This window comes from Pedobacter metabolipauper, from assembly GCF_004362715.1.
GTDB classification, from domain to species: Bacteria; Bacteroidota; Bacteroidia; order Sphingobacteriales; family Sphingobacteriaceae; genus Pedobacter; species Pedobacter metabolipauper.
The window spans coordinates 1128234-1147168 of the sequence record NZ_SNYC01000004.1 but is presented as its reverse complement, the minus strand read 5'-3'; the positions used below and the strand labels follow the sequence as shown (position 1 = coordinate 1147168).

The 18935-nt window shown below is 40.2% G+C and carries 14 protein-coding genes; 10 read left to right on the top strand and 4 right to left on the bottom strand.

Going from position 1 to position 18935, the window contains the following annotated elements:
- Window positions 1–2: 2 nt before the first annotated feature.
- Window positions 3–797 carry a helix-turn-helix domain-containing protein gene (locus ATK78_RS11605; protein ID WP_133576239.1) on the top strand — a complete coding sequence of 265 codons (795 nt, stop codon included), beginning with the start codon at window positions 3–5 and terminating at the stop codon, window positions 795–797.
- 385 nt (window positions 798–1182) lie between these two features.
- Window positions 1183–1746: a DUF2911 domain-containing protein gene (locus tag ATK78_RS11600; RefSeq protein WP_133576238.1), complete on the top strand. Its 564-nt coding sequence runs from the start codon at window positions 1183–1185 to the stop codon at window positions 1744–1746.
- A gap of 105 nt (window positions 1747–1851) precedes the next feature.
- Here ATK78_RS11600 and ATK78_RS11595 read toward each other — a convergent pair whose 3' ends face one another.
- Window positions 1852–2685 (bottom strand): RteC domain-containing protein, encoded by an 834-nt coding sequence (locus tag ATK78_RS11595; protein WP_133576237.1) that lies wholly within the window; start codon window positions 2683–2685, stop codon window positions 1852–1854.
- A gap of 380 nt (window positions 2686–3065) precedes the next feature.
- Here ATK78_RS11595 and ATK78_RS11590 point away from each other — a divergent pair, with 380 nt between their 5' ends.
- Window positions 3066–3911, top strand: coding sequence for an RteC domain-containing protein (locus tag ATK78_RS11590; protein WP_133576236.1), 846 nt, complete (start codon window positions 3066–3068; stop codon window positions 3909–3911).
- Here ATK78_RS11590 and ATK78_RS11585 read toward each other — a convergent pair.
- Complete coding sequence (locus ATK78_RS11585) at window positions 3890–4075, bottom strand: hypothetical protein (RefSeq protein WP_133576235.1); 186 nt, start codon at window positions 4073–4075, stop codon at window positions 3890–3892. The genes ATK78_RS11590 and ATK78_RS11585 overlap by 22 nt on opposite strands.
- Before the next feature lie 89 nt (window positions 4076–4164).
- Here ATK78_RS11585 and ATK78_RS11580 point away from each other — a divergent pair, with 89 nt between their 5' ends.
- From ATK78_RS11580 to ATK78_RS11560, 5 genes are all read left to right on the top strand, one after another.
- Window positions 4165–4518 (top strand): helix-turn-helix domain-containing protein, encoded by a 354-nt coding sequence (locus tag ATK78_RS11580; protein ID WP_133576234.1) that lies wholly within the window; start codon window positions 4165–4167, stop codon window positions 4516–4518.
- A gap of 27 nt (window positions 4519–4545) precedes the next feature.
- Window positions 4546–4854 carry a helix-turn-helix domain-containing protein gene (locus ATK78_RS11575; RefSeq protein ID WP_133576233.1) on the top strand — a complete coding sequence of 103 codons (309 nt, stop codon included), beginning with the start codon at window positions 4546–4548 and terminating at the stop codon, window positions 4852–4854.
- An 84-nt stretch (window positions 4855–4938) separates the two neighbouring features.
- The gene (locus ATK78_RS11570) at window positions 4939–6402 is read left to right on the top strand and encodes a DUF3945 domain-containing protein (protein WP_133576232.1); all 1464 of its coding nucleotides are present in this window, start codon (window positions 4939–4941) and stop codon (window positions 6400–6402) included.
- A 20-nt stretch (window positions 6403–6422) separates the two neighbouring features.
- Window positions 6423–8507: a type IA DNA topoisomerase gene (locus ATK78_RS11565; protein ID WP_133576231.1), complete on the top strand. Its 2085-nt coding sequence runs from the start codon at window positions 6423–6425 to the stop codon at window positions 8505–8507.
- Window positions 8507–9388 carry an ORF6N domain-containing protein gene (locus ATK78_RS11560; protein ID WP_133576230.1) on the top strand — a complete coding sequence of 294 codons (882 nt, stop codon included), beginning with the start codon at window positions 8507–8509 and terminating at the stop codon, window positions 9386–9388. The genes ATK78_RS11565 and ATK78_RS11560 overlap by 1 nt, the downstream gene beginning before the upstream one ends.
- A 6-nt stretch (window positions 9389–9394) precedes the next feature.
- On the opposite strand, the gene ATK78_RS11555 is transcribed toward ATK78_RS11560, so the two are convergent.
- Window positions 9395–10732, bottom strand: coding sequence for a hypothetical protein (locus ATK78_RS11555; protein WP_133576229.1), 1338 nt, complete (start codon window positions 10730–10732; stop codon window positions 9395–9397).
- Window positions 10733–10928: 196 nt separating this feature from the next.
- Between ATK78_RS11555 and ATK78_RS11550 the strand changes: the two genes are divergently transcribed.
- Together ATK78_RS11550 and ATK78_RS11545 are read left to right on the top strand one after the other, a co-directional pair.
- Entirely contained in the window at window positions 10929–11366 is a 438-nt protein-coding gene (locus ATK78_RS11550; RefSeq protein WP_133576228.1) for a DUF1896 domain-containing protein, read from the top strand.
- Entirely contained in the window at window positions 11353–16779 is a 5427-nt protein-coding gene (locus tag ATK78_RS11545) for an N-6 DNA methylase (protein WP_133576227.1), read from the top strand. The genes ATK78_RS11550 and ATK78_RS11545 overlap by 14 nt, the downstream gene beginning before the upstream one ends.
- Window positions 16780–16851: 72 nt before the next feature.
- Here ATK78_RS11545 and mobC read toward each other — a convergent pair whose 3' ends face one another.
- The gene (gene mobC, locus ATK78_RS11540) at window positions 16852–18852 is read right to left on the bottom strand and encodes a conjugal transfer protein MobC (protein ID WP_133576226.1); all 2001 of its coding nucleotides are present in this window, start codon (window positions 18850–18852) and stop codon (window positions 16852–16854) included.
- Window positions 18853–18935: the final 83 nt, after the last annotated feature.

Below are 18935 nucleotides of genomic sequence, written 5' to 3'. Positions count from 1 at the left end.
ATATGTTGACAAAGTTTGATACCATAAAATCATGTTACATCGGGCCACAGATATCACCTGAACAATTTGTTCGGGAGCATTTCTTTTTATATCTGCTCAAAGGAAATATTTCCGGTTTTGATGGACGCAAGAAATATCTGATGAGGGTTGGAGATTATTGCATCGTACGAAAAAATCATCTTGCAAAGTATAACAAGCAGAAAATTGACGGACAATTTGAAAAAGTTGTTGTCGTATTTGACGAGTTGTTTTTAGATGAATTTCAAAAAAAACACAAAATAGCTGTCACTCCACAAGATTCGTCCGATGCATTTATCATTTTGAAAAAAGAAAAGCGGGTTCCTGATTTTATAAACTCATTATTTTCTTACTACCAGGAATCAGGAGAAATTGATAACGATTTTTTAGATGTAAAGAGGGAAGAGCTATTGCTTATTTTATTGAAAAGCAATCCTCCGCTGTCTGATATTTTTTTTGACTTTGGAATACCTGAAAAAATTAACCTTGAAGAATTTATGAATCGAAATTATAAATTCAATATAAGTACTGAACGCTTCGCGTACCTGACAGGGAGAAGTATATCGGCATTTAAAAGAGATTTCAAAAAGATATTTAACGATACTCCAGGCCATTGGTTGATACAAAAACGCTTGGAAGAGGCCTATTTTCTTATTGAAAGAAAGGGCAAGAAATCTTCTGATATCTATATGGATCTTGGGTTTGAGGACCTCTCTCATTTTTCTTTTACATTCAAGAAAAAGTTTGGGTTAGTACCATCTGAGGTAAAACAGAGATAAAGTCACCACCACTTGTAGTTTGTTTTTAAAATGTCGTGTTTACCGTATCAGGTACGCTAAAGTATCATTATTTAAGAGAAATGGTTTTACAATAAGCCAATGATCAGCACCTCACATATACTATAATTGAGCACAGGTTTTCTATCCCAGAAAGGATAATGGCCTAATTAGCAAACAAAAAATAAACCTGTCAACAAAACGCGGTATCGGTTATATGTAGAAATTTGCAATAAACATATTGCAATAGAAATCGGGATGTATTATTAGGGATTTATCGAAAAGATTTATGGGATCTACATCTTTTCCTAATCTTTTTTAATGCGTGCTTTACAAAGTACCCTATTTTCAATTGCCTGGTATAGTTAGAAAAGCAAAAATTAAAGAAATGAAAAAAATTAATCTATTAGCGGTAACGGTTTTGTTTGCCATTGCTACAAAAGCACAGCAATTTAAGTTTAAACCGCTCGATGTTAGCCAAGCGGATTTTGCTTACTTCCCGGAAAGATCGGTTAAGGAATCTGTTGGGGATAAGGCCACCCCGTTAATTAAAATAGTTTATTCCAGACCATCTGCCAAAGGACGGAAGGTTTTTGGGAGTTTACAGCCTTTTGGTAAAGTTTGGCGCATTGGTGCTAATGAAAGCACAGAAATCAGATTCTTTAAAAATGTTATATTAGGTGGAAAAGAGATTCCAGCCGGCACTTACACTTTATTTGCAATTCCTGAAAAAGAAAAATGGGAAATGATCCTCAATCAGCAAACTGATACCTGGGGGCCGTATGGTTATGATGAAAGCAAAGACGTTATAAGGTTTAGCGTTCAGCCTAAGCAACTTGCAGAGTATGTTGAAACACTAAGCATTGTTTTTACGCCCCAAACTTCAGGTGCCAATTTGGTTATAGGCTGGGAAAATACCTATGTCGAGGTTCCAATAATAATAAGCAATTAGTTGAGTCTACGGGATACAGAAAAATCAAGCACAAATGGTTATCGGTAGACTTCGCAAGAATGTGCACTCTAGGGAAGTCTACCTTTATTTAATGATAAAGTTTGTTTATTGTTCATCCAGATCATCCATCTTTTTGATTAGAGAATCTCGTAAAGAATCTAAAAATTTGGTCCTATTATTCTTCCTGTTTCGGAGTTCAAGGTAAGTATGATAAAAATCGCCCAAGTCGATATCGAATAACGTTGCAAAAGCTTTTGTTATCACTTTGATATTGCTATTCCCATAATCAATAACTGCTTTTGAATGCAGGGCGTAGATTAATTCGATCAAAGCAGTCTTGCTCGCTGTCCAATTTATAACAGATGCCGATTTAGGGTTATTTCTTTTAGAGGAAAGATTTTTCTTCTGATCTTCTAGATAAAATTGGATTAAATCATTCGCTATGATTTTCGCAACTTTATAGTCATGAGAGGTTGAAAAACTGTGGTCTGATTCAAAGTAGTAAGTGTCCAGGCATAATTTGATATCATGTTTTCCCCTTACAAAATATTTGATATCAAGGTAAGTACTGTTTGTTCTGTAATATTTATAAAATTCCAGATTGCTTTCAAAAAATCTTTTCAGTTTCGATAATTCTTTGTTCAAGTATTTCTTTTTTAGTTTATCACAACCATGAGGCCTTTTGGTTTCTATTTTGTATATGGCATTATAATATATTAGTTTAGCGATAATATTTGGTTTGAGTTTTTTAAAGAAGTCTATCTCGTCTTCAATGCTAGCAAATCCTTCTTTTAAGACATGTAGTTTGAGTTTTGCAATTTCGTTTACTATAAATTCAATAAGTGACTCGGATAATAATAAAGGATTATCCAATTCAAAAGTGAGGTATGCAACATGCTGATCAATTTTTTGAATTAATTCATTATAATAAATATTCATAGTGTATCTTTCAATATTATTATGATTTAAATGACAATTTAAAACGCTAATTAAGTTTTAGACTTTTTGAGCATTAAATCATCTGGTTTTTCAAGTCTCCCACCTCGGCTTATCCATAAAGGCTAAAGTAAATGGATTTGACTTTAATTTGCTTTGTTTTGAGGTTCATTTTTGCTTTGCTGTAAGGACGCCTACTTGTAAATGATACCTACTGACCAAACAGTATTCATTAAGTCTTATGACTACTATTCGATTTTCTAATAAATCTTTCCAAAGTTGGGTTAACCTTTGGAAAATTATTCATGCGGAAATGCAAATTTTGTCATGTGCTAAAGCTTAAGGGCCAGACATAAATTTTCTTCTAACCAAAAATTACTGCTATGAAAGGTCAATTCAAGAACATAATTGTTGGAATTAAAAACAAAGAAGACAAAGTTTCAGCGACCACAGCCAATATGATCAATGAAGCCTCTGAAATGATCAGTTTTCTGCAAGAGTTGCTGATATCAGTTAAAAAGGATATTTTAGATGAAAGCTTCGACAGCAGTGCTGATGAAATTAATTTTTTCAAAAACATTAAGCCACATATACTTGGCAAACTGATTTATTATAACAAAATATACCGGATTGAAACAGCTTGTCCCGTGAGCAATGGTAAAATATACCGAACTTATTTTTTGAATCATTTACGTGAGCTGAAAGAAGAATATTGCCAGCATGTATGCAATTCCGACTTCTATAGATATTACCGTACTGGAAGAACCGACCGTGATGAAACATATTTCCAGTTGGGAAAAATTAACTATCTCGACGGCCTAAATAGTCTGGTCTTTGAGATAGACCCGCATTTTTCAACTTATTATGATTACAAGGTTGCCCGCATTTTAGCCAATGATCTGCTTTATATATATCTTCTTACCAAAATTAACGTTGAACAAAACCAGGATTTGAATCTGAAAAATTCAGAATCAAACAGGGATATTTTCTGGACGGATAGTAAAAATGCACTTGTAGAATTAATTTACGCCCTTTATGCTTCCGGAGCAATTTCTCACGGGAAGATTGGAATCAGAAAGATATGCCTGATCTTCCAGATACTATTCCGTATTCCACTGAACGATATTCATCACGCTTTCCATCGTATGAAAGAACGTACTGGATCCCGCACAGCATTTTTAGACCAACTCAAAGCTTCATTGGAGGATTACATGGATAAGAATTTATAAAACCATTGATAATTTTTTTGAGCAGTGTTTACCAACACTGCTTTTTTTTGCTCCTTGCCAAGTACTGCCCATTGGCAAAATCCTACTTCTATTAAGTCTTTTTTTGCTGCAATAAAGTAAATATCTGTTTTACAGCGAATTATCCTATTTGCTAAAATATTCAAAAAACTGCTTTTTCAATTGGTGGTACTTGGCGGACAATCTCTGCCATCATGCTCAATTTTGTACAGATAAAGATTAAAAGACTTGTGCGATGAATATAATAACAATTGAAGAAGAGGCTTGGAAGAAGTTGAGCAGCCGCATCAGTGCCATCAGTGAATACATAAAAAAAATGGAGGACACCAGCTATGACGACTTTTGGCTCAACAACCATGAGGTATGCCAATACCTCCACATCAGTGAAAAAACGCTTTGGCGAATGCGAAACAATGACGACTTGGCTTACTCCAAAATCTATGGACAATATTTCTATACCATAGGAGCCATTAAGGATATGCTGAATGCTAATGCGGTACAGACCAGTGATGAGTACGTGAAAGAGCTGATGGAAAAAGGCAAAAGCTATATAGAAAAAGGCAGAAGGCTAAAGTCCGATAAAAATTAGGTATGAACTCCGTAAAAGTATATCCGTATGAACATTGATCGAATGGAATTTATAGCGTGGATGGAGCGCATTATGGACCGCCTTGATATTCTTGGCGACCATATAGATGATTTGCAAAAGAAGCGTAACAGCATTGATGGTGAAGAATTATTGGACAACCAGGATTTGCTCCAAATGCTGAAAATAAGTAACCGATCCTTACAACGGTATCGTTCTATCGGCAAGCTACCTTACTATACTATCAGCGGCAAGCTGTACTATAAACTATCTGATGTTCACCAGTTCATAAGAGAGAGTTTTATTGCGCCCCTTCCCAAAACGAACGCCAACAATTGACAAATGCTGCCTTTGAACGCCAACTAAGGCAAAACGATGAATGCTTCTTTTACATTCGGCTTTGAATTATAAAATCTTCAGATTATGAGTGAACAAACTTTAGATAAACAGGAAACTCCCGACCAATTATCAGAAATATTATTGGTGCTTGATAAAGACAAAAAGAAAATTCAGGCAGTAAAAAGTATCGACGAAAACGGGAAAATGGAAACGGTTGATCCTACGAGGAAGAACCAGAACCAGTTTATGCGTGTGGATAAGGGTGGTGATTTCTTCTCCAATTTCTTTTCCAACTTTTTCAGCCAGTTGAAGAACCCTACCAATTTCTCCTTTTTCAAAGTACCCACACCATTAGCAATTGATACTGCAAATCAAATGCAGAAGCAGGTAAATACTCCAACTCCCGAAGGTGAGCAACTGATGAAAAAGCATGAAGTGAAAGCAGAACCACAACAGGATCAAAAACAAGTAAATCAAAATAATATGGAAACAACACAAACAAAGCCGGAAACCAGCGAATACCGCTACAAGCCGGAACAGATTGATTGGGAAACAATGAACAATCTTGGATTGAACAAAGAGAAACTCGAAAAACTGAACCTCCTTGATCCTTTACTGAAAGGCTATAAAACCAATGAACTTGTACCTGTGAGCCTTAATCTGGGAACTGCTGTTACGCGAATGGATGCCCGACTATCCCTGCAAGCCAACGATGACGGACAGGTAGTAGTTGCCATTCACGGTATCCGCAAAGAGCCTAACCTGAACTTCGAGTTTTTTGGACACAAGTTCAACCAGGAAGACAAGAACAACCTGCTCCAAACGGGCAACATGGGCCGTGTGGTAGATCTGACCAATCCAAAGACCGGTGAAACCATGCCGTCTATTATCAGCGTTGACAGACTTACCAACGAGCTGGTTGCACTACGTACCGACAGGATTAAAATTCCCGATGATATCAAAGGCGTAAAACTGGACGATGTACAAAAACAAACCTTGATAGAGGGAAAACCGCTTCGTTTGGAAGGTATGGTTTCAAAAAAGGGAACTGAGTTTGAGGCAACGGTACAGTTCAATGCAGATAAGCGTTACGTCGAGTTCCTTTTTGACAGAGGTAATTCTAATCAGCAAACGCAAAGCAACGGACAAAATAACCAGCAAAACCAGTCGCAAGAAGCTCCGAGAACATTCAGGGGAAAAGAACTGGACAATGACCAGTACAATAAATTCAAGGATGGTCAGACAGTTTATTTAAGCGGATTGGTAGATAAGAAAGGAAAAGAGTATAACGGCTATATCACGCTTAATAAGGAAACCAATAAAACAGACTTTTCATTTCAAAATCCAAACAAGCTCAAAGAGCAGGCAAAACCTACTGAAGCCCATAAAACGCAAACAGCGGTTAACTCAGAGGGCAAAACCAATGAGGCGACCAAGAATATCAAAGAGCCTTTAAAATCAGGACAAAAAAATCCCGATAGCAAAAAACAGCAGGAACAACAGGAGAAACCTCAAGCACCTGCCAAATCAAAAGGCAGAAAAATGTAATCATTAAAATAGTATGAATTATGAAAGTAGTGATTGCAGAAAAACCAAGCGTAGCAAGGGAAATAGCCAGTTTGTTGGGGGCTTCAGAGAAAAAGGATGGCTACCTGACAGGTAATGGCTATTTTGTTACGTGGGCATTCGGTCATTTAGTAGCATTGGGAATGCCCGAAGATTACGGGGTTGCGGGATTTGATAAAGCATCATTGCCAATACTCCCCAACCCCTTTTTACTGACCGTCAGGAAAGTAAAAAAAGACAAGGGCTACACCGCAGATACAGGAGCGCTAAAGCAACTGAAAGTTATTGAGCAGGTCTTTAACCGTTCGGATAGTATCATCGTGGCTACCGATGCCGGACGTGAGGGCGAACTGATCTTCCGTTACATTTATGAATACCTCAAATGTAAAAAGCCTTTTGAACGACTTTGGATCAGCTCGCTTACCGAAAAGGCAATCAAGCAAGGGTTTGATAATCTGAAACCCGGAAATGAATTTACCGGATTGTATCAGGCTGCACAAGGCAGAAGCCGTGCCGACTGGCTTGTGGGCATCAATGCTACACAGGCGTTGAGTATTGCCGCAGGAAATGGCATCTATTCGCTCGGAAGAGTGCAAACGCCTACACTGGCTTTGATATGCAGGCGTTATCTGGAAAACAAGAATTTCGCGGTACAGAAATACTGGCAGATAGAGTTGTTGCACAACAAAGAGTTCATCGACTTTAAAAGCCTTTCTAAAACCAAATGGAACGACCAAAAGGTGGCCGATGATACGCTGAAAGCCATTCAGCGAAGCGGAATGGCTACGGTTACATCCGTAGAAACAAAAAGCGTTACGGAACAACCACCTTTGCTGTTCGATCTTACCGGACTGCAAAAAGAAGCGAACAAAAAGCTAAACCTGTCTGCCGAAGAAACGTTGAACATTGCCCAAAGCCTGTACGAGAAGAAATTTATCACTTATCCCCGAACCGGAAGCAAGTATATACCCGAAGATGTATGGGCGGAAATTCCCAATCTCGTAAGAGCGTTGCAATACAGGAAAACCTGCAAGCAAGCCCTAACGAAAATGAAATGGGGACGTTTCAATAAACGCATTGTGAACGACCTCCGGGTTACGGATCATCACGGTCTGCTTATCACCGACAAAATTCCTTCAGCACTTCCAGCCAAGGAAAACGCGGTTTATGATATGATTGCGTTTCGATTACTGGAGGCCATCTCACAAGCCTGTATCAAGGAGGTAACGGATGTTGCTTTACAGACATTGCATTATGACTTTGCCCTGAAAGGCTGCAAGATTTTGGAACCAGGCTGGCGCTCCATCAAAGGCAGTTTCTCCGAAGATGATGCCGAACCCGTACAGGAGTTACCCGAACTGAAAAAGGGCGATGAACTCAAAATAAAAGAAGCCTCCGTTCTTGAAAAGAAAACCAAACCGCCACTGCTCTATACCGAAGCAGGACTTTTATCAGCAATGGAAACTGCCGGAAGGGAAATCGAAAATAACGACGAACGGAAAGCACTTCAAAACATCGGCATAGGCACTCCCGCTACAAGAGCTGCGATTATCGAAACGCTGTTTACCCGAAACTATATCCAACGGGAAAAGAAATCTTTAATTCCCACTGAAAAAGGATTGCAGGTATATGGATTGGTGAAAGACAGAAAAATTTCTGATGTGGCAATGACTGCCGAATGGGAACTCGCATTGCAGAAAATCGAAAACAACGAAGCTGATGCCGGAGCCTTTCAAAAGGAAATGGAAAGCTATGCAGTATCTATTACCACTGAACTGCTACAAACTTCCATTGCCCAAACCAACCTGCCAAAGCTTGCTTGTCCGAAATGTAAAAACCAACAATTGGTTATCAAGGATAAAATCGTGAAGTGCCCTGATGAGGCTTGCGATTGGGTACAGTTTCGTAATGTATGTGGCGTACAAATCAGTATAGCTGATATAGAAAGCCTGGTCAACAAAGGAAAAACAGCCCTTATTAAGGGGATGAAAAGCAAAGCCGCGAAGAAATTCGATGCCTATATCGTACTGGATGATAAAGCAAAAAGCTCCTTTGAATTTGAGAAAAATAAAAGCTATAAAAAATAATGGATAATAAAGCTGTCGTTAGTCCCAAAGAAATCAGAAACCTGATATATACCATCCGTGGCAAGCAAGTGATGATGGATAGCGAGCTCGCTTCCTTATATCAGGTGGAAACAAAACACCTCAACAAAGCCGTAAAAAGAAATATTGAAAGATTTCCTGTTTCTTTTTGCTTTCAACTGACCGAAGAGGAAGTTGAAAACTTGAGGTTCCAATTTGGAACCTCAAGTTTGAACTACGGCGGAAGACGTTATCTGCCGTACGTTTTTACTGAACAAGGGGTTGCAATGGCTTCTGCCATACTCCGTTCAGATATAGCGGTTAAAGCCAGTGTAGAAATTATGGAAGCCTTTGTAGCAATGCGAAGAATGCTTGTCAGCAATGCCTCACTATTTAATCGCCTGGACAAAATAGAACTAAAACAATTGAAAGCCGACCAGAAATTTGAAGAAATTTTTAAGGCGATGGAAAGCGATAAGATCCACAGTGAAAGAGGGGTTTTCTATGATGGGCAGATATTTGATGCCTATACCTTTGTTTCCGATATTATACGAAATGCACGACGATCAATTATCCTCATTGATAATTATGTGGATGATACGGTACTGACCCTGCTTGGGAAACGCGGACAGTCTGTGACTGCAACTATTTATACCAAAAGCATCAGCAGCCAATTACAGCTTGATCTGCAACGCTACAACAGCCAATATCCCTCTATTGATATCCACACATTCACCCAGGCACATGACCGTTTTCTCATCATTGACGGAACGGAATTGTATCATATCGGCGCATCATTGAAAGATCTGGGCAAGAAATGGTTTGCTTTTTCGAGAATGGATATTGAGGTTGGTAGGATGCTTCAATTTTTAAACGGTTTATAAATTCCTTTATTTATTATTCTCTTGTGGATTCTCTAAGGGATGGAAAGCCGTAACTCTACCATCTTCTAAAACATGCAAAGAATAATGATTGCCATTAAAATACAGTGATTTATCTCCGTAGATTCTGAAATCTTTTCCTTGGGATAGTCTATCGTTTATTTGTGGTAAGAGGTTCTCAATTGCAATTTTCAGAATACGCCTAATGTCTTTATAAGAATACTGAAATTTAGTTTTATTCTCAAAGTGGCCCTCTATGGATAATTCATCACAATGGCGTAAATATATATGAAGAAAACTCTCGTAGTCCCAGTAAATAGGTTTTACAACATTATGATACGCTAAAGTTTCATTGTCAAACTCGATCCTGGAAATTTCAAGAGCTTTATAAATTTCAGGGTATTCTTCTTGAAACTTTTCTAATGTTTTATTGGTTGAACGCTTAATTTCTTTCACGATAGCTTCAGACCGCACAGCTTTCCGTTCTTTTAAGAAGTCATTGAACTCTAATATTTCTTCAGCAGAAATATCTTTGGCGTATAATTTGGCTTCCAATTCAAAAAAACGTGATAAATAGGTTTTCTTTCCATCTTCCGCAAACCCCTTATTCTTTATAATATCGAAATTTACTGATTCAGGTTCTAGGTAAAACGATAATCCGCAAAACTTGGCCCATTCATCATCAGTTAACGGATATCCACTTTTAATCTTTTGTCCTAACAGCCAGTGATTTGAACGGTTGACATCAAATCCGGTGGGATCCATTTTTACCTCAATTGTATTTGGTATTTCTTTTTTACCGACTTGCCCAAAGGCTTTTTGGGTGGGAAAATTAGTGGCTAAAACCTCGTAAATATCACCGCTAATAAATCCTTCATTTTTAAGATACTCCTGTTGCTCCTTAGATAAGTTTTCATCTGTGGATTCAAATTTTACAAGCGCATTTGTTCTGGGTACATTCTCGGATTTAATGGCTTGTTCCAGAGATTCACGCTCTGCCTTTCCATACAGTATTGTGCCAGAAATATTACGACCATATTTCTGTGCAGATTCACTGAATTTATGAAACTCGATACTAATGAATTTTCTTTCGTATTGACCGTACATAGCATAAATTTCCTCAACAGAAAACTGAAACCGTTCCCTTTTCTGATCCTCAATTTCCTGTTTGAATTTTTCCAATTCGCCGCGGTATATCGAAATGGCATATTCCAGTTGAGCGATTTTTTCCTTATCCTCAGCCGGTGTAGCAGCTAACGCTTTTTCATATACATTCAACTGTTCCTCGACTATATCACTAAGTAGATATAGACCTGGATCATTTATCTTATGGTTTATTCCATACATATTTCTGCAATTTATTTGGTTATGGCTAAGCTTATTTGACCTAATGCTAAATACAAAAATAGACTTTAATTACGCATAGTAACTATGCGATATGTCAAACACTGCCTTTCAACGCCAAACCATTCCACTTCAATAAAGGCTTTTGCGACCTGCTCTAAATTTATGGTTCAGGCAAAAATTCTAAATAAAATTAAATATGGATACACAACAAAAAGACCTTTCGTATTTCAGACTACGACTGCAAGAATTACTGAATACCAGCTTCCCAGAAAAAGCACACGACCAAAAATTTATTGAACAACGTTCCTTGTGGGCTGCCAATGCTTATGAAGGTGCTTTTATGGCAGGAAACACTATTGAGCAATGCAGCGAAATAGCGAATTATATCCTGTTTGAAAACTTGCATTTCTCCAAATTCGACACCGTTTTTCAGGTAGTGTGCAATGAGTTTGATACCATAATGGCAGATGAGGAACTGCGACCATTTACCCATAAAATGTTTCCTGTTTGTGAGGCTGTTTTCTCTAGCTATGAACTAACCGATGACTTCGCATACGGTTATGAGTTTGACCTGCTCTATACCGAACTGACGGGAACGATAGCAATCTGGATAGAGGAAAATGGCCTTCAGTAAACGCCAACATCTCCAACGAAACATTGATGCCCTACGGATTGCTTTTAAACTTGAAAAGGAGAAACGGGAAGCCTCCGTGGGCGAAAGACTGCTAATGATGCAATACAGCGGATTTGGCGGTCTTAAATTCGTGTTGAACCCCATAACAAGCGAAATAGACATCAACCACTGGAGAAAGACCGAACATGAGCTTTTCCCACTTACAAAAGAACTCCACCAGCTACTGAAAGAGAATGCTGCCGATGAAAAGCAATACCGTAGCTATGTGGATAGCATGCGGAGTTCCGTTCTTACTGCCTTTTACACCCCACCTTTGGTAATAGATGCAGTTGCCAGAACACTCAAAGAAAAAGGTATTAATGTTCAGCGTTTCCTCGAACCCTCAGCTGGTATTGGTTCATTCATACACTCATTTGCCGATAAAGATGTACCACAGGTTACTGCTTATGAAAAGGACCTGCTTACCGGAAAGATTTTAAAGCACCTCTACCCAGAAAACAATATCCGCATCAGCGGTTTTGAGGAAATACCCGAAAAGGAACAAAAAACCTATGATGTTGTAGCCAGTAATATCCCTTTTGGCGATACGTCGGTTTTCGACCTTTCCTACTCCAGAAGTAAGGACACGGCAAAAATACAGGCTGCCCGAAGCATACACAATTACTTCTTCATGAAAGGGACCGACATGCTCCGTGAGGGTGGTGTGTTGGCATTTATTACCTCGCAAGGCATTCTCAACAGCCCGAAGAACGAGCCCATACGCAGGGCATTGATGCAGGATAATAATCTTGTTTCGGTTGTTCGGCTTCCAAACAATCTGTTTACCGATTATGCCGATACGGGGGTAGGAAGCGATCTGATCATTCTACAAAAGAATACCGCTAAGCAAAGCTTTACCGAAGCGGAAGGACTGTTTTGCCAAAGCAGGCTTACGGAGTTCAATACACCGGACAATGCCTTCTTCCAGGACAATAACCGCATTGTGCATACAGAGCGAAAATTAGATACCGATCCGTACGGACAACCGGCATTTATCTATACGCACAAGGACGGTGTGGAAGGCATTGCCAAAGATCTGAAACAAATGCTTTCAGAAGATTTTTCCAATCGCCTGGATGTGGGATTGTACAAAGGAGAACGGAATGATGAGCCTGTGATACAAATTCCGGTTGAACCAAAAGTTACGTCTCCGGTTATTGAACCAGTAATCATTCAGTCCGAAATAAACCCTTTATCCGTTCCGGTAATCAACGGGGAAAATCCAAAGGAATTAAAGCAATTGAGCATTTTCGACCTGTTTGAAAATGTGGATGAGCCTGTAGCGGTTCTTGCCCCGCCTAAAAGAGCAATACAAACTAAAAGGCAAAGCTTAAATAAAAGTAGAGGTGCAATTGTTCGCCAGCCCGACCTGTTCAGTAGTGCAATGCAGCAACCTTATACGCCTCCCATTACCAATAAAACTACTAACGGAAGCACATTAACTAGTGATAAAAAACAAGAAGTAATCGGCGACCTGTTTTCGGGTTTGGGAGGAAACGGCCAGGCTGAAATAGCTCCCGTAAGCAATACTATCCCCGAACCAGCTATTTACTCCAAAAAAGTACAGTCTTTTCACCGTAGCGATTGCCTTGCGATAGATAATGGCTGGGTGGGCTATCTCAAAGATTTTGACAGTGATAAGGGACAGGCAATGTTTCATCCCTTACAGTTGCCTCCGTTGCAAAAGGCAAGAGCCGAAGCCTATATTTCTGTACGTGACAACTATCTCGACCTTTACCGGAAAGAAGCGCAGCTACAAACCGAACACAAAGAAGAAAGAGAAAACCTCAATATGCTGTATAATGCCTTTGTAAAAAGGTATGGCAACCTGAACGGTGCGGATAATATCAAGCTCATCAAAACAGACAGCGGCGGAAAGGAAATTCCCTATCTGGAACGTGTTGTGGGAGGTGTAGTACATAAAGCGGATATATTCCACCGCCCTGTAAGTTTCTCTATTGCAACATTAGCTACCGATAATCCGGATGAAGCATTGGCAGCTTCACTGAACAAATATGGCAAGGTCAACCTGAGCTATATGTCTGAAATCAGCAGTATGGCTTCTGATGAATTGAAGAGTTCACTTCATGGACGGATTTTCTATAATCCGCTGGAAAAGGAATATGAAATAGCAGAACGTTGGATTGCCGGCAACGTAGTGGAGAAGGCCAAAGAAGTAAACACCTATCTCAAAAGCAATCCGAATGATGCTGAAGCCAAAGAAAGTCTTGCCGCCCTGGATGAGGCCCGGCCAAGACGTATTGAATTTGAAGAACTGGACTTTAACCTCGGTGAACGCTGGATACCCTCCGGCATTTATGCCCGCTTTGCTTCGCATATTTTCTATACGGATGTACGTGTTCATTATTCTGAAAACTCTGATGACTTTTCGCTGAAATGCGACCAAAAAAATGTGCATATCTGGGATAAATATGCTGTCAAGTCCGAAAGCCGGACGTTCGACGGTATTGCCCTGCTCAAACACGCACTCGTTAACACCACACCTGATATTACCAAGAAAATCAAGGTTGATGATAGGGAGGTCAAGGTACGCGATATGGAAGCCGTACAAATGGCGAACACCAAGATTGATGAAATCCGCACTGCCTTTATCGACTGGCTTCATGCTCAGAATGATGAATTTAAAAAACGGCTGACCGACCAGTACAACGACACTTTCAACTGTTTTGTACGGCCTCAATACGAAGGCGGCCATCAGGAATTTCCGGGACTGGATAGAAAAGGTTTGAAGATCGAAGACCTGTATTCCAGCCAAAAAGACACCGTTTGGATGATAAAGCTGAATAACGGGGCCATCTGCGACCACGAGGTCGGAGCCGGAAAAACACTGGTGATGTGTACGGCAGCACAGGAAATGAAACGTCTTGGCTTAGCCCACAAGCCAATGATTATCGGTTTGAAAAGTAACGTCCACGAAATTGCCGAAGCCTATCGCACCGCCTATCCACACGCCAAGATCCTTTACCCAGGAAAAGAGGATTTTACCCCTAAGAAACGCCTGCGCATTTTCGGGGATATTAAAAACAACGATTGGGATTGTATCATACTCACACATGACCAGTTCGGTATGATCCCTCAATCCCCCGAAATGCAGAAGGAAATCCTGCAAGTTGAACTGGACAGTGTAGAAAGAAACCTCGATGCGCTGCAGGCGCAAGGCAACGACGTTACAAGGGCAATGCTCAAAGGGGCAATTATTCAGAAAGAGAACCTGGAAGTAAGGCTTAAAACACTGGAGCATGATATTGAAAACCGAAAGGATGATGTAGTGGACTTTAAGATGATGGGCATTGACCATTTGTTTGTTGACGAAAGCCACCAATTCAAAAACCTGATGTTCAATACCCGCCATGACCGTGTTGCCGGATTGGGTAATATGGCGGGAAGCCTAAAGGCGATGAACCTGCTCTTTGCTATACGAACCATCCAGGATCGGATACAAAGCGATATGGGAGCTACTTTTCTTTCTGGAACAACCATCAGCAATTCACTTACCGAACTGTACCTGTTGTTCAAATACCTGCGCCCAAGGGCATTGGAGAAACAAGGTATCAACTGCTTTGATGCCTGGGCAGCTATCTATGCAAGGAAGACCACCGATTATGAATTTTCGGTAGCAAACAATATCGTGTCAAAAGAACGTTTCCGCTACTTTATAAAAGTGCCTGAGCTGGCACAGTTCTATTCGGAGATTACAGACTACCGTACCGCCAGGGATATTGGTATTGATCGCCCTGAGAAAAAGGAGGTTCTCTATAATATACCACCCACGCCGGATCAGGCAGTATTCATCCAAAAACTAATGGAGTTTGCCAAATCGGGTGATGCAACCTTGCTGGGACGACCGCCACTTACAGATCGGGAAGAAAAGGCTAAGATGCTAATCGCAACGGACTATGCCCGTAAGATGTCATTGGATATGCGAATGGTAAGCGGCAGGTATGATGACCATCCTGATAATAAGGCTTCACATTGTGCGGCAAATATTGCCAAATATTACAACCAATATAACGCACAGAGAGGAACCCAGTTTGTATTCTCAGATCTCGGCACATACAAGCCGGGTGAATGGAATGTTTACTCCGAAATCAAACGTAAGCTGGTAGAAGACCACGGCATCCCCTCAAACGAAGTCCGTTTTATACAGGAAGCAAAAAATGATAAGCAACGTAAGGAACTTATCAACGGCATGAACGAAGGAAAAATACGTGTGCTGTTCGGTTCTACCAGTATGTTAGGAACGGGTGTAAATGCACAGAAAAGAGCCGTTGCCGTTCACCATTTAGATACACCGTGGCGACCAAGCGACCTTGCCCAGCGAGATGGCCGGGCCGTCCGTAAGGGTAATGAAATTGCGAAGTTCTTTGCCGATAATAAAGTGGATGTGATCATCTATGCCGTAGAAAAATCATTGGACAGTTATAAGTTCAACCTGCTTTACAACAAACAGCTTTTTATTGACCAGCTGAAGAACAATAACCTCGGAAAACGCACCATTGATGAAGGAAGTATGGACGAGAAATCGGGAATGAACTTCTCTGAATACGTAGCCATCCTTTCGGGTAACACCGACCTGTTGGATAAAGCCAAAATTGAAAAGCAGATTGCCGGATTGGAAAGTGAAAAGCAGGCATTCAATCGTTCTAAATACAGTTCCAAATATAAGTTGGAAGATACTACAGCAATGCTGGAGGGTGCTCAATCCCGTCTGCAACGTATGAGCCTTGATTGGGGAAACTTACAACAACGTTTGCAAAAGCTTTCCGACGGAACTATTGCAAACCCTGTACAGCTTGACGGCTTATCAGCGAATGCCGAAGGAAAACAGATTGGCACTAAACTCAATGAGATTGCAGACAAAGCCCGCACCGGGAGCCAGTATGAGGAGATTGGCAGTTTGTACGGTTTTACCTTATTGGTCAAAACAGAAATGTCTGAAAAAGAAGGCGTGGATATAAGAGTAAACCGCTTCTTGGCACAGGGCGAAGGCAATATCAAATACACATACAATAACGGCTTAGTAGCTAAAGATCACGAAACGGCAGCTGTTAACTTTTTGAAAGCCCTGGAAAAACTGCCGGGTTATATTGACCAGGAACAAAAGAAAATTACCGAACTGCAAAAAGACCTGCCTGTTCTTCAGGAAGTGGTGAACGGTACATGGACAAAGGAAGGAAGATTGAGCGAGCTAAAAACTGAACTGGCTGCCGTTGACAGGAAGATACAATTGTCTATAACCCCCGAGCTTAGAGAAGAGCAAACCGAGCAGGTCGAAAAAAAGATCGCTCCTTCCAATAACGCCACACCAATAACGCCGGTAAAAGGTATTCATTTACCCAGAAGCGTATTGTAATTTTTTTCTATGATTGTGATAAAAGAAAAGAAGCTGGCAAATTGTAGCCAGCTTTTTTTTAAGCCTATTTAACTATCCCTGCTGTACCAAATGCTGTAAATCCGGATCATCCTTAATGCGCTCCAGCTCACTTTTAATAATATGGACAATATCCAACTTGATTTGTTTGTAATTGGCTTCTATTTCCTGTTTCATCCGGTCTTCGCCTTTTTCATCTACAAAAGATAAAATCTCCGGTATATTTTGATAAGCTTTGGTTTCGGCTGCTACCTTATCGTTATCCACTACAATTTCTGCGTGGAAGATTTTCTGCTCGATACGTTCGTCAAAATTGTCGGATACAGCACCAACAAACATGCCCTGTGTTAACGTGGAAATTTTGGAAGCTGGGATTAAGCTATCTAGTTGCGTGGATATGGAAGTAGATTTATCGTTACGGTTGATGGTAAGGCTTTGGCGTTTCTGCAACACCTTACCAAAGCGTTCGGAAAGGTTTTTGGCAGTTTCGCCAACTACTTGCCCACTGAAAATATTGCCTACCGTATTTTGTATTACTTTACTCTCTTTATCGCCATAATCACGTATTAACTGCGAGTAATCCTGGAAGCCCAAACATACTGCAACCTTATTGCTTCTGGCGGTTGCGATCAAATTATCAAGCCCCCTAAAATATATTGTGGGCAGCTCATCTATAATGACTGAACTCTTTAGTTGTCCTTTTTTATTGATGAGTTTTACAATCCTTGAATTGTATAACCCTAATGCTGCGGAATAGATATTTTGACGGTCGGGATTATTACCTACGCATAAAATCTTTGGTTCTTTGGGATTGTTGATGTCCAACGAAAAGTCATCGCCCGTCATTACCCAATAGAGCTGAGGAGAAATCATTCTTGATAGGGGAATTTTTGCGGAGGCTATTTGTCCCTGCAATTGATCTTGCGCTCCCCCTTGCCAGGCATCCATAAACGGTGAAAGATAATTCTCCAGCTCAGAATAAGAGGTCAATATTGTGAATACATCAGCATATTTTTTGTTCAGCAATTCAATAGCATGAGGAAACGTACAGTACTTACCGTTCTCGTAAATTTTGAGGAACCAGATGATAGCTGCTAAGAGAATGATTGGAGATTCTACAAAGAAATCGCCTTGTTTCTGAATCCAGCTTCTGTTAAGGTTCAGCATGATGGTATAGGCCGATTCATAGGCATCGGATATATCCGTCATAAAATCGGGGTTGATGGGATTGCATCGGTGGCTCCTACGTGGATCGTCGAAGTTGATAACATAGAACTTGGGCTTTACTTTGTACTTGTCCGTATGCTTCAACAAGTGATTATAGGCAATGGTAGAAAGATCGTCGAACTTGAAATCATAGATATACATCGAAAAACCTTTTTCAATGTGCTGTTTGATATAGTTGTTTACGACAGCATAGCTCTTGCCTGATCCAGGTGTACCCAACACAATCGTTGCCCTGAAGGGGTTAACGATATTGATCCAGCCGTTATGTTCTTTCTTGTTGTACCAGAATTTGGTGGGCAGGTTTACGGAATACTCATTTTCCATTAACGTGGTTTCCTGCATAAAGCTTTCGTTCTCGTTATTGAACACATCTTCCATCAGGTTGGTGCGGAGCAAACGACTGATCCATACACCGGCCATCATCAGGGCTACGTAACCTAATGAGGTCGTCAATATGTATAAAGAAGTGGCTAATCCAACAGAAAGTTTCAGTAAGAATGCGTTTAGAAAGAAAAGCACAAAACCGATAACCAGTGCTATGTTGATTTTTGTCCAGGTAATTTTTTCGTTCTTAACGCCCTTGGTGCCGAGGCAGCTTAGCGCCAACAGAACCAAGGCAAAAATCTTGGTATAGATAGTGTATGAAAACAGTCCAGCCGTACGATTGAAATTCCCTAATATCTTGTTGATTACCTCCAATGTCCAGCCACGATCTAAAAAGAACCCGTAGCAGAACCAGTAAAAGTGCATCAGTACCAAAAGGATACTTACTGCACGCATAAATGCCATAATCTTGGCCAGTCCTCTTAAATCGTCTTCTCCTTGCATTTTTAAATATTTAATGTTCGGGCGTGAATTTAAAAGCGGTAAAGACTGCCTTTGGAAAAGTGGCAGTCGATGGCGTTGAGTGG

What these genes read in the sequence shown, in the direction of transcription:
- ATK78_RS11570 (WP_133576232.1), top strand. Translation starts at nt 4,939, where the DNA reads ATGAGTGAACAAACTTTAGATAAACAGGAAACTCCCGACCAATTATCA.
- ATK78_RS11550 (WP_133576228.1), top strand. Translation starts at nt 10,929, where the DNA reads ATGGATACACAACAAAAAGACCTTTCGTATTTCAGACTACGACTGCAA.
- ATK78_RS11600 (WP_133576238.1), top strand. Translation starts at nt 1,183, where the DNA reads ATGAAAAAAATTAATCTATTAGCGGTAACGGTTTTGTTTGCCATTGCT.
- mobC (WP_133576226.1), bottom strand. Translation starts at nt 18,852, where the DNA reads ATGCAAGGAGAAGACGATTTAAGAGGACTGGCCAAGATTATGGCATTT.
- ATK78_RS11590 (WP_133576236.1), top strand. Translation starts at nt 3,066, where the DNA reads ATGAAAGGTCAATTCAAGAACATAATTGTTGGAATTAAAAACAAAGAA.
- ATK78_RS11580 (WP_133576234.1), top strand. Translation starts at nt 4,165, where the DNA reads ATGAATATAATAACAATTGAAGAAGAGGCTTGGAAGAAGTTGAGCAGC.
- ATK78_RS11545 (WP_133576227.1), top strand. Translation starts at nt 11,353, where the DNA reads ATGGCCTTCAGTAAACGCCAACATCTCCAACGAAACATTGATGCCCTA.
- ATK78_RS11560 (WP_133576230.1), top strand. Translation starts at nt 8,507, where the DNA reads ATGGATAATAAAGCTGTCGTTAGTCCCAAAGAAATCAGAAACCTGATA.
- ATK78_RS11555 (WP_133576229.1), bottom strand. Translation starts at nt 10,732, where the DNA reads ATGTATGGAATAAACCATAAGATAAATGATCCAGGTCTATATCTACTT.
- ATK78_RS11595 (WP_133576237.1), bottom strand. Translation starts at nt 2,685, where the DNA reads ATGAATATTTATTATAATGAATTAATTCAAAAAATTGATCAGCATGTT.
- ATK78_RS11565 (WP_133576231.1), top strand. Translation starts at nt 6,423, where the DNA reads ATGAAAGTAGTGATTGCAGAAAAACCAAGCGTAGCAAGGGAAATAGCC.
- ATK78_RS11605 (WP_133576239.1), top strand. Translation starts at nt 3, where the DNA reads ATGTTGACAAAGTTTGATACCATAAAATCATGTTACATCGGGCCACAG.
- ATK78_RS11575 (WP_133576233.1), top strand. Translation starts at nt 4,546, where the DNA reads ATGAACATTGATCGAATGGAATTTATAGCGTGGATGGAGCGCATTATG.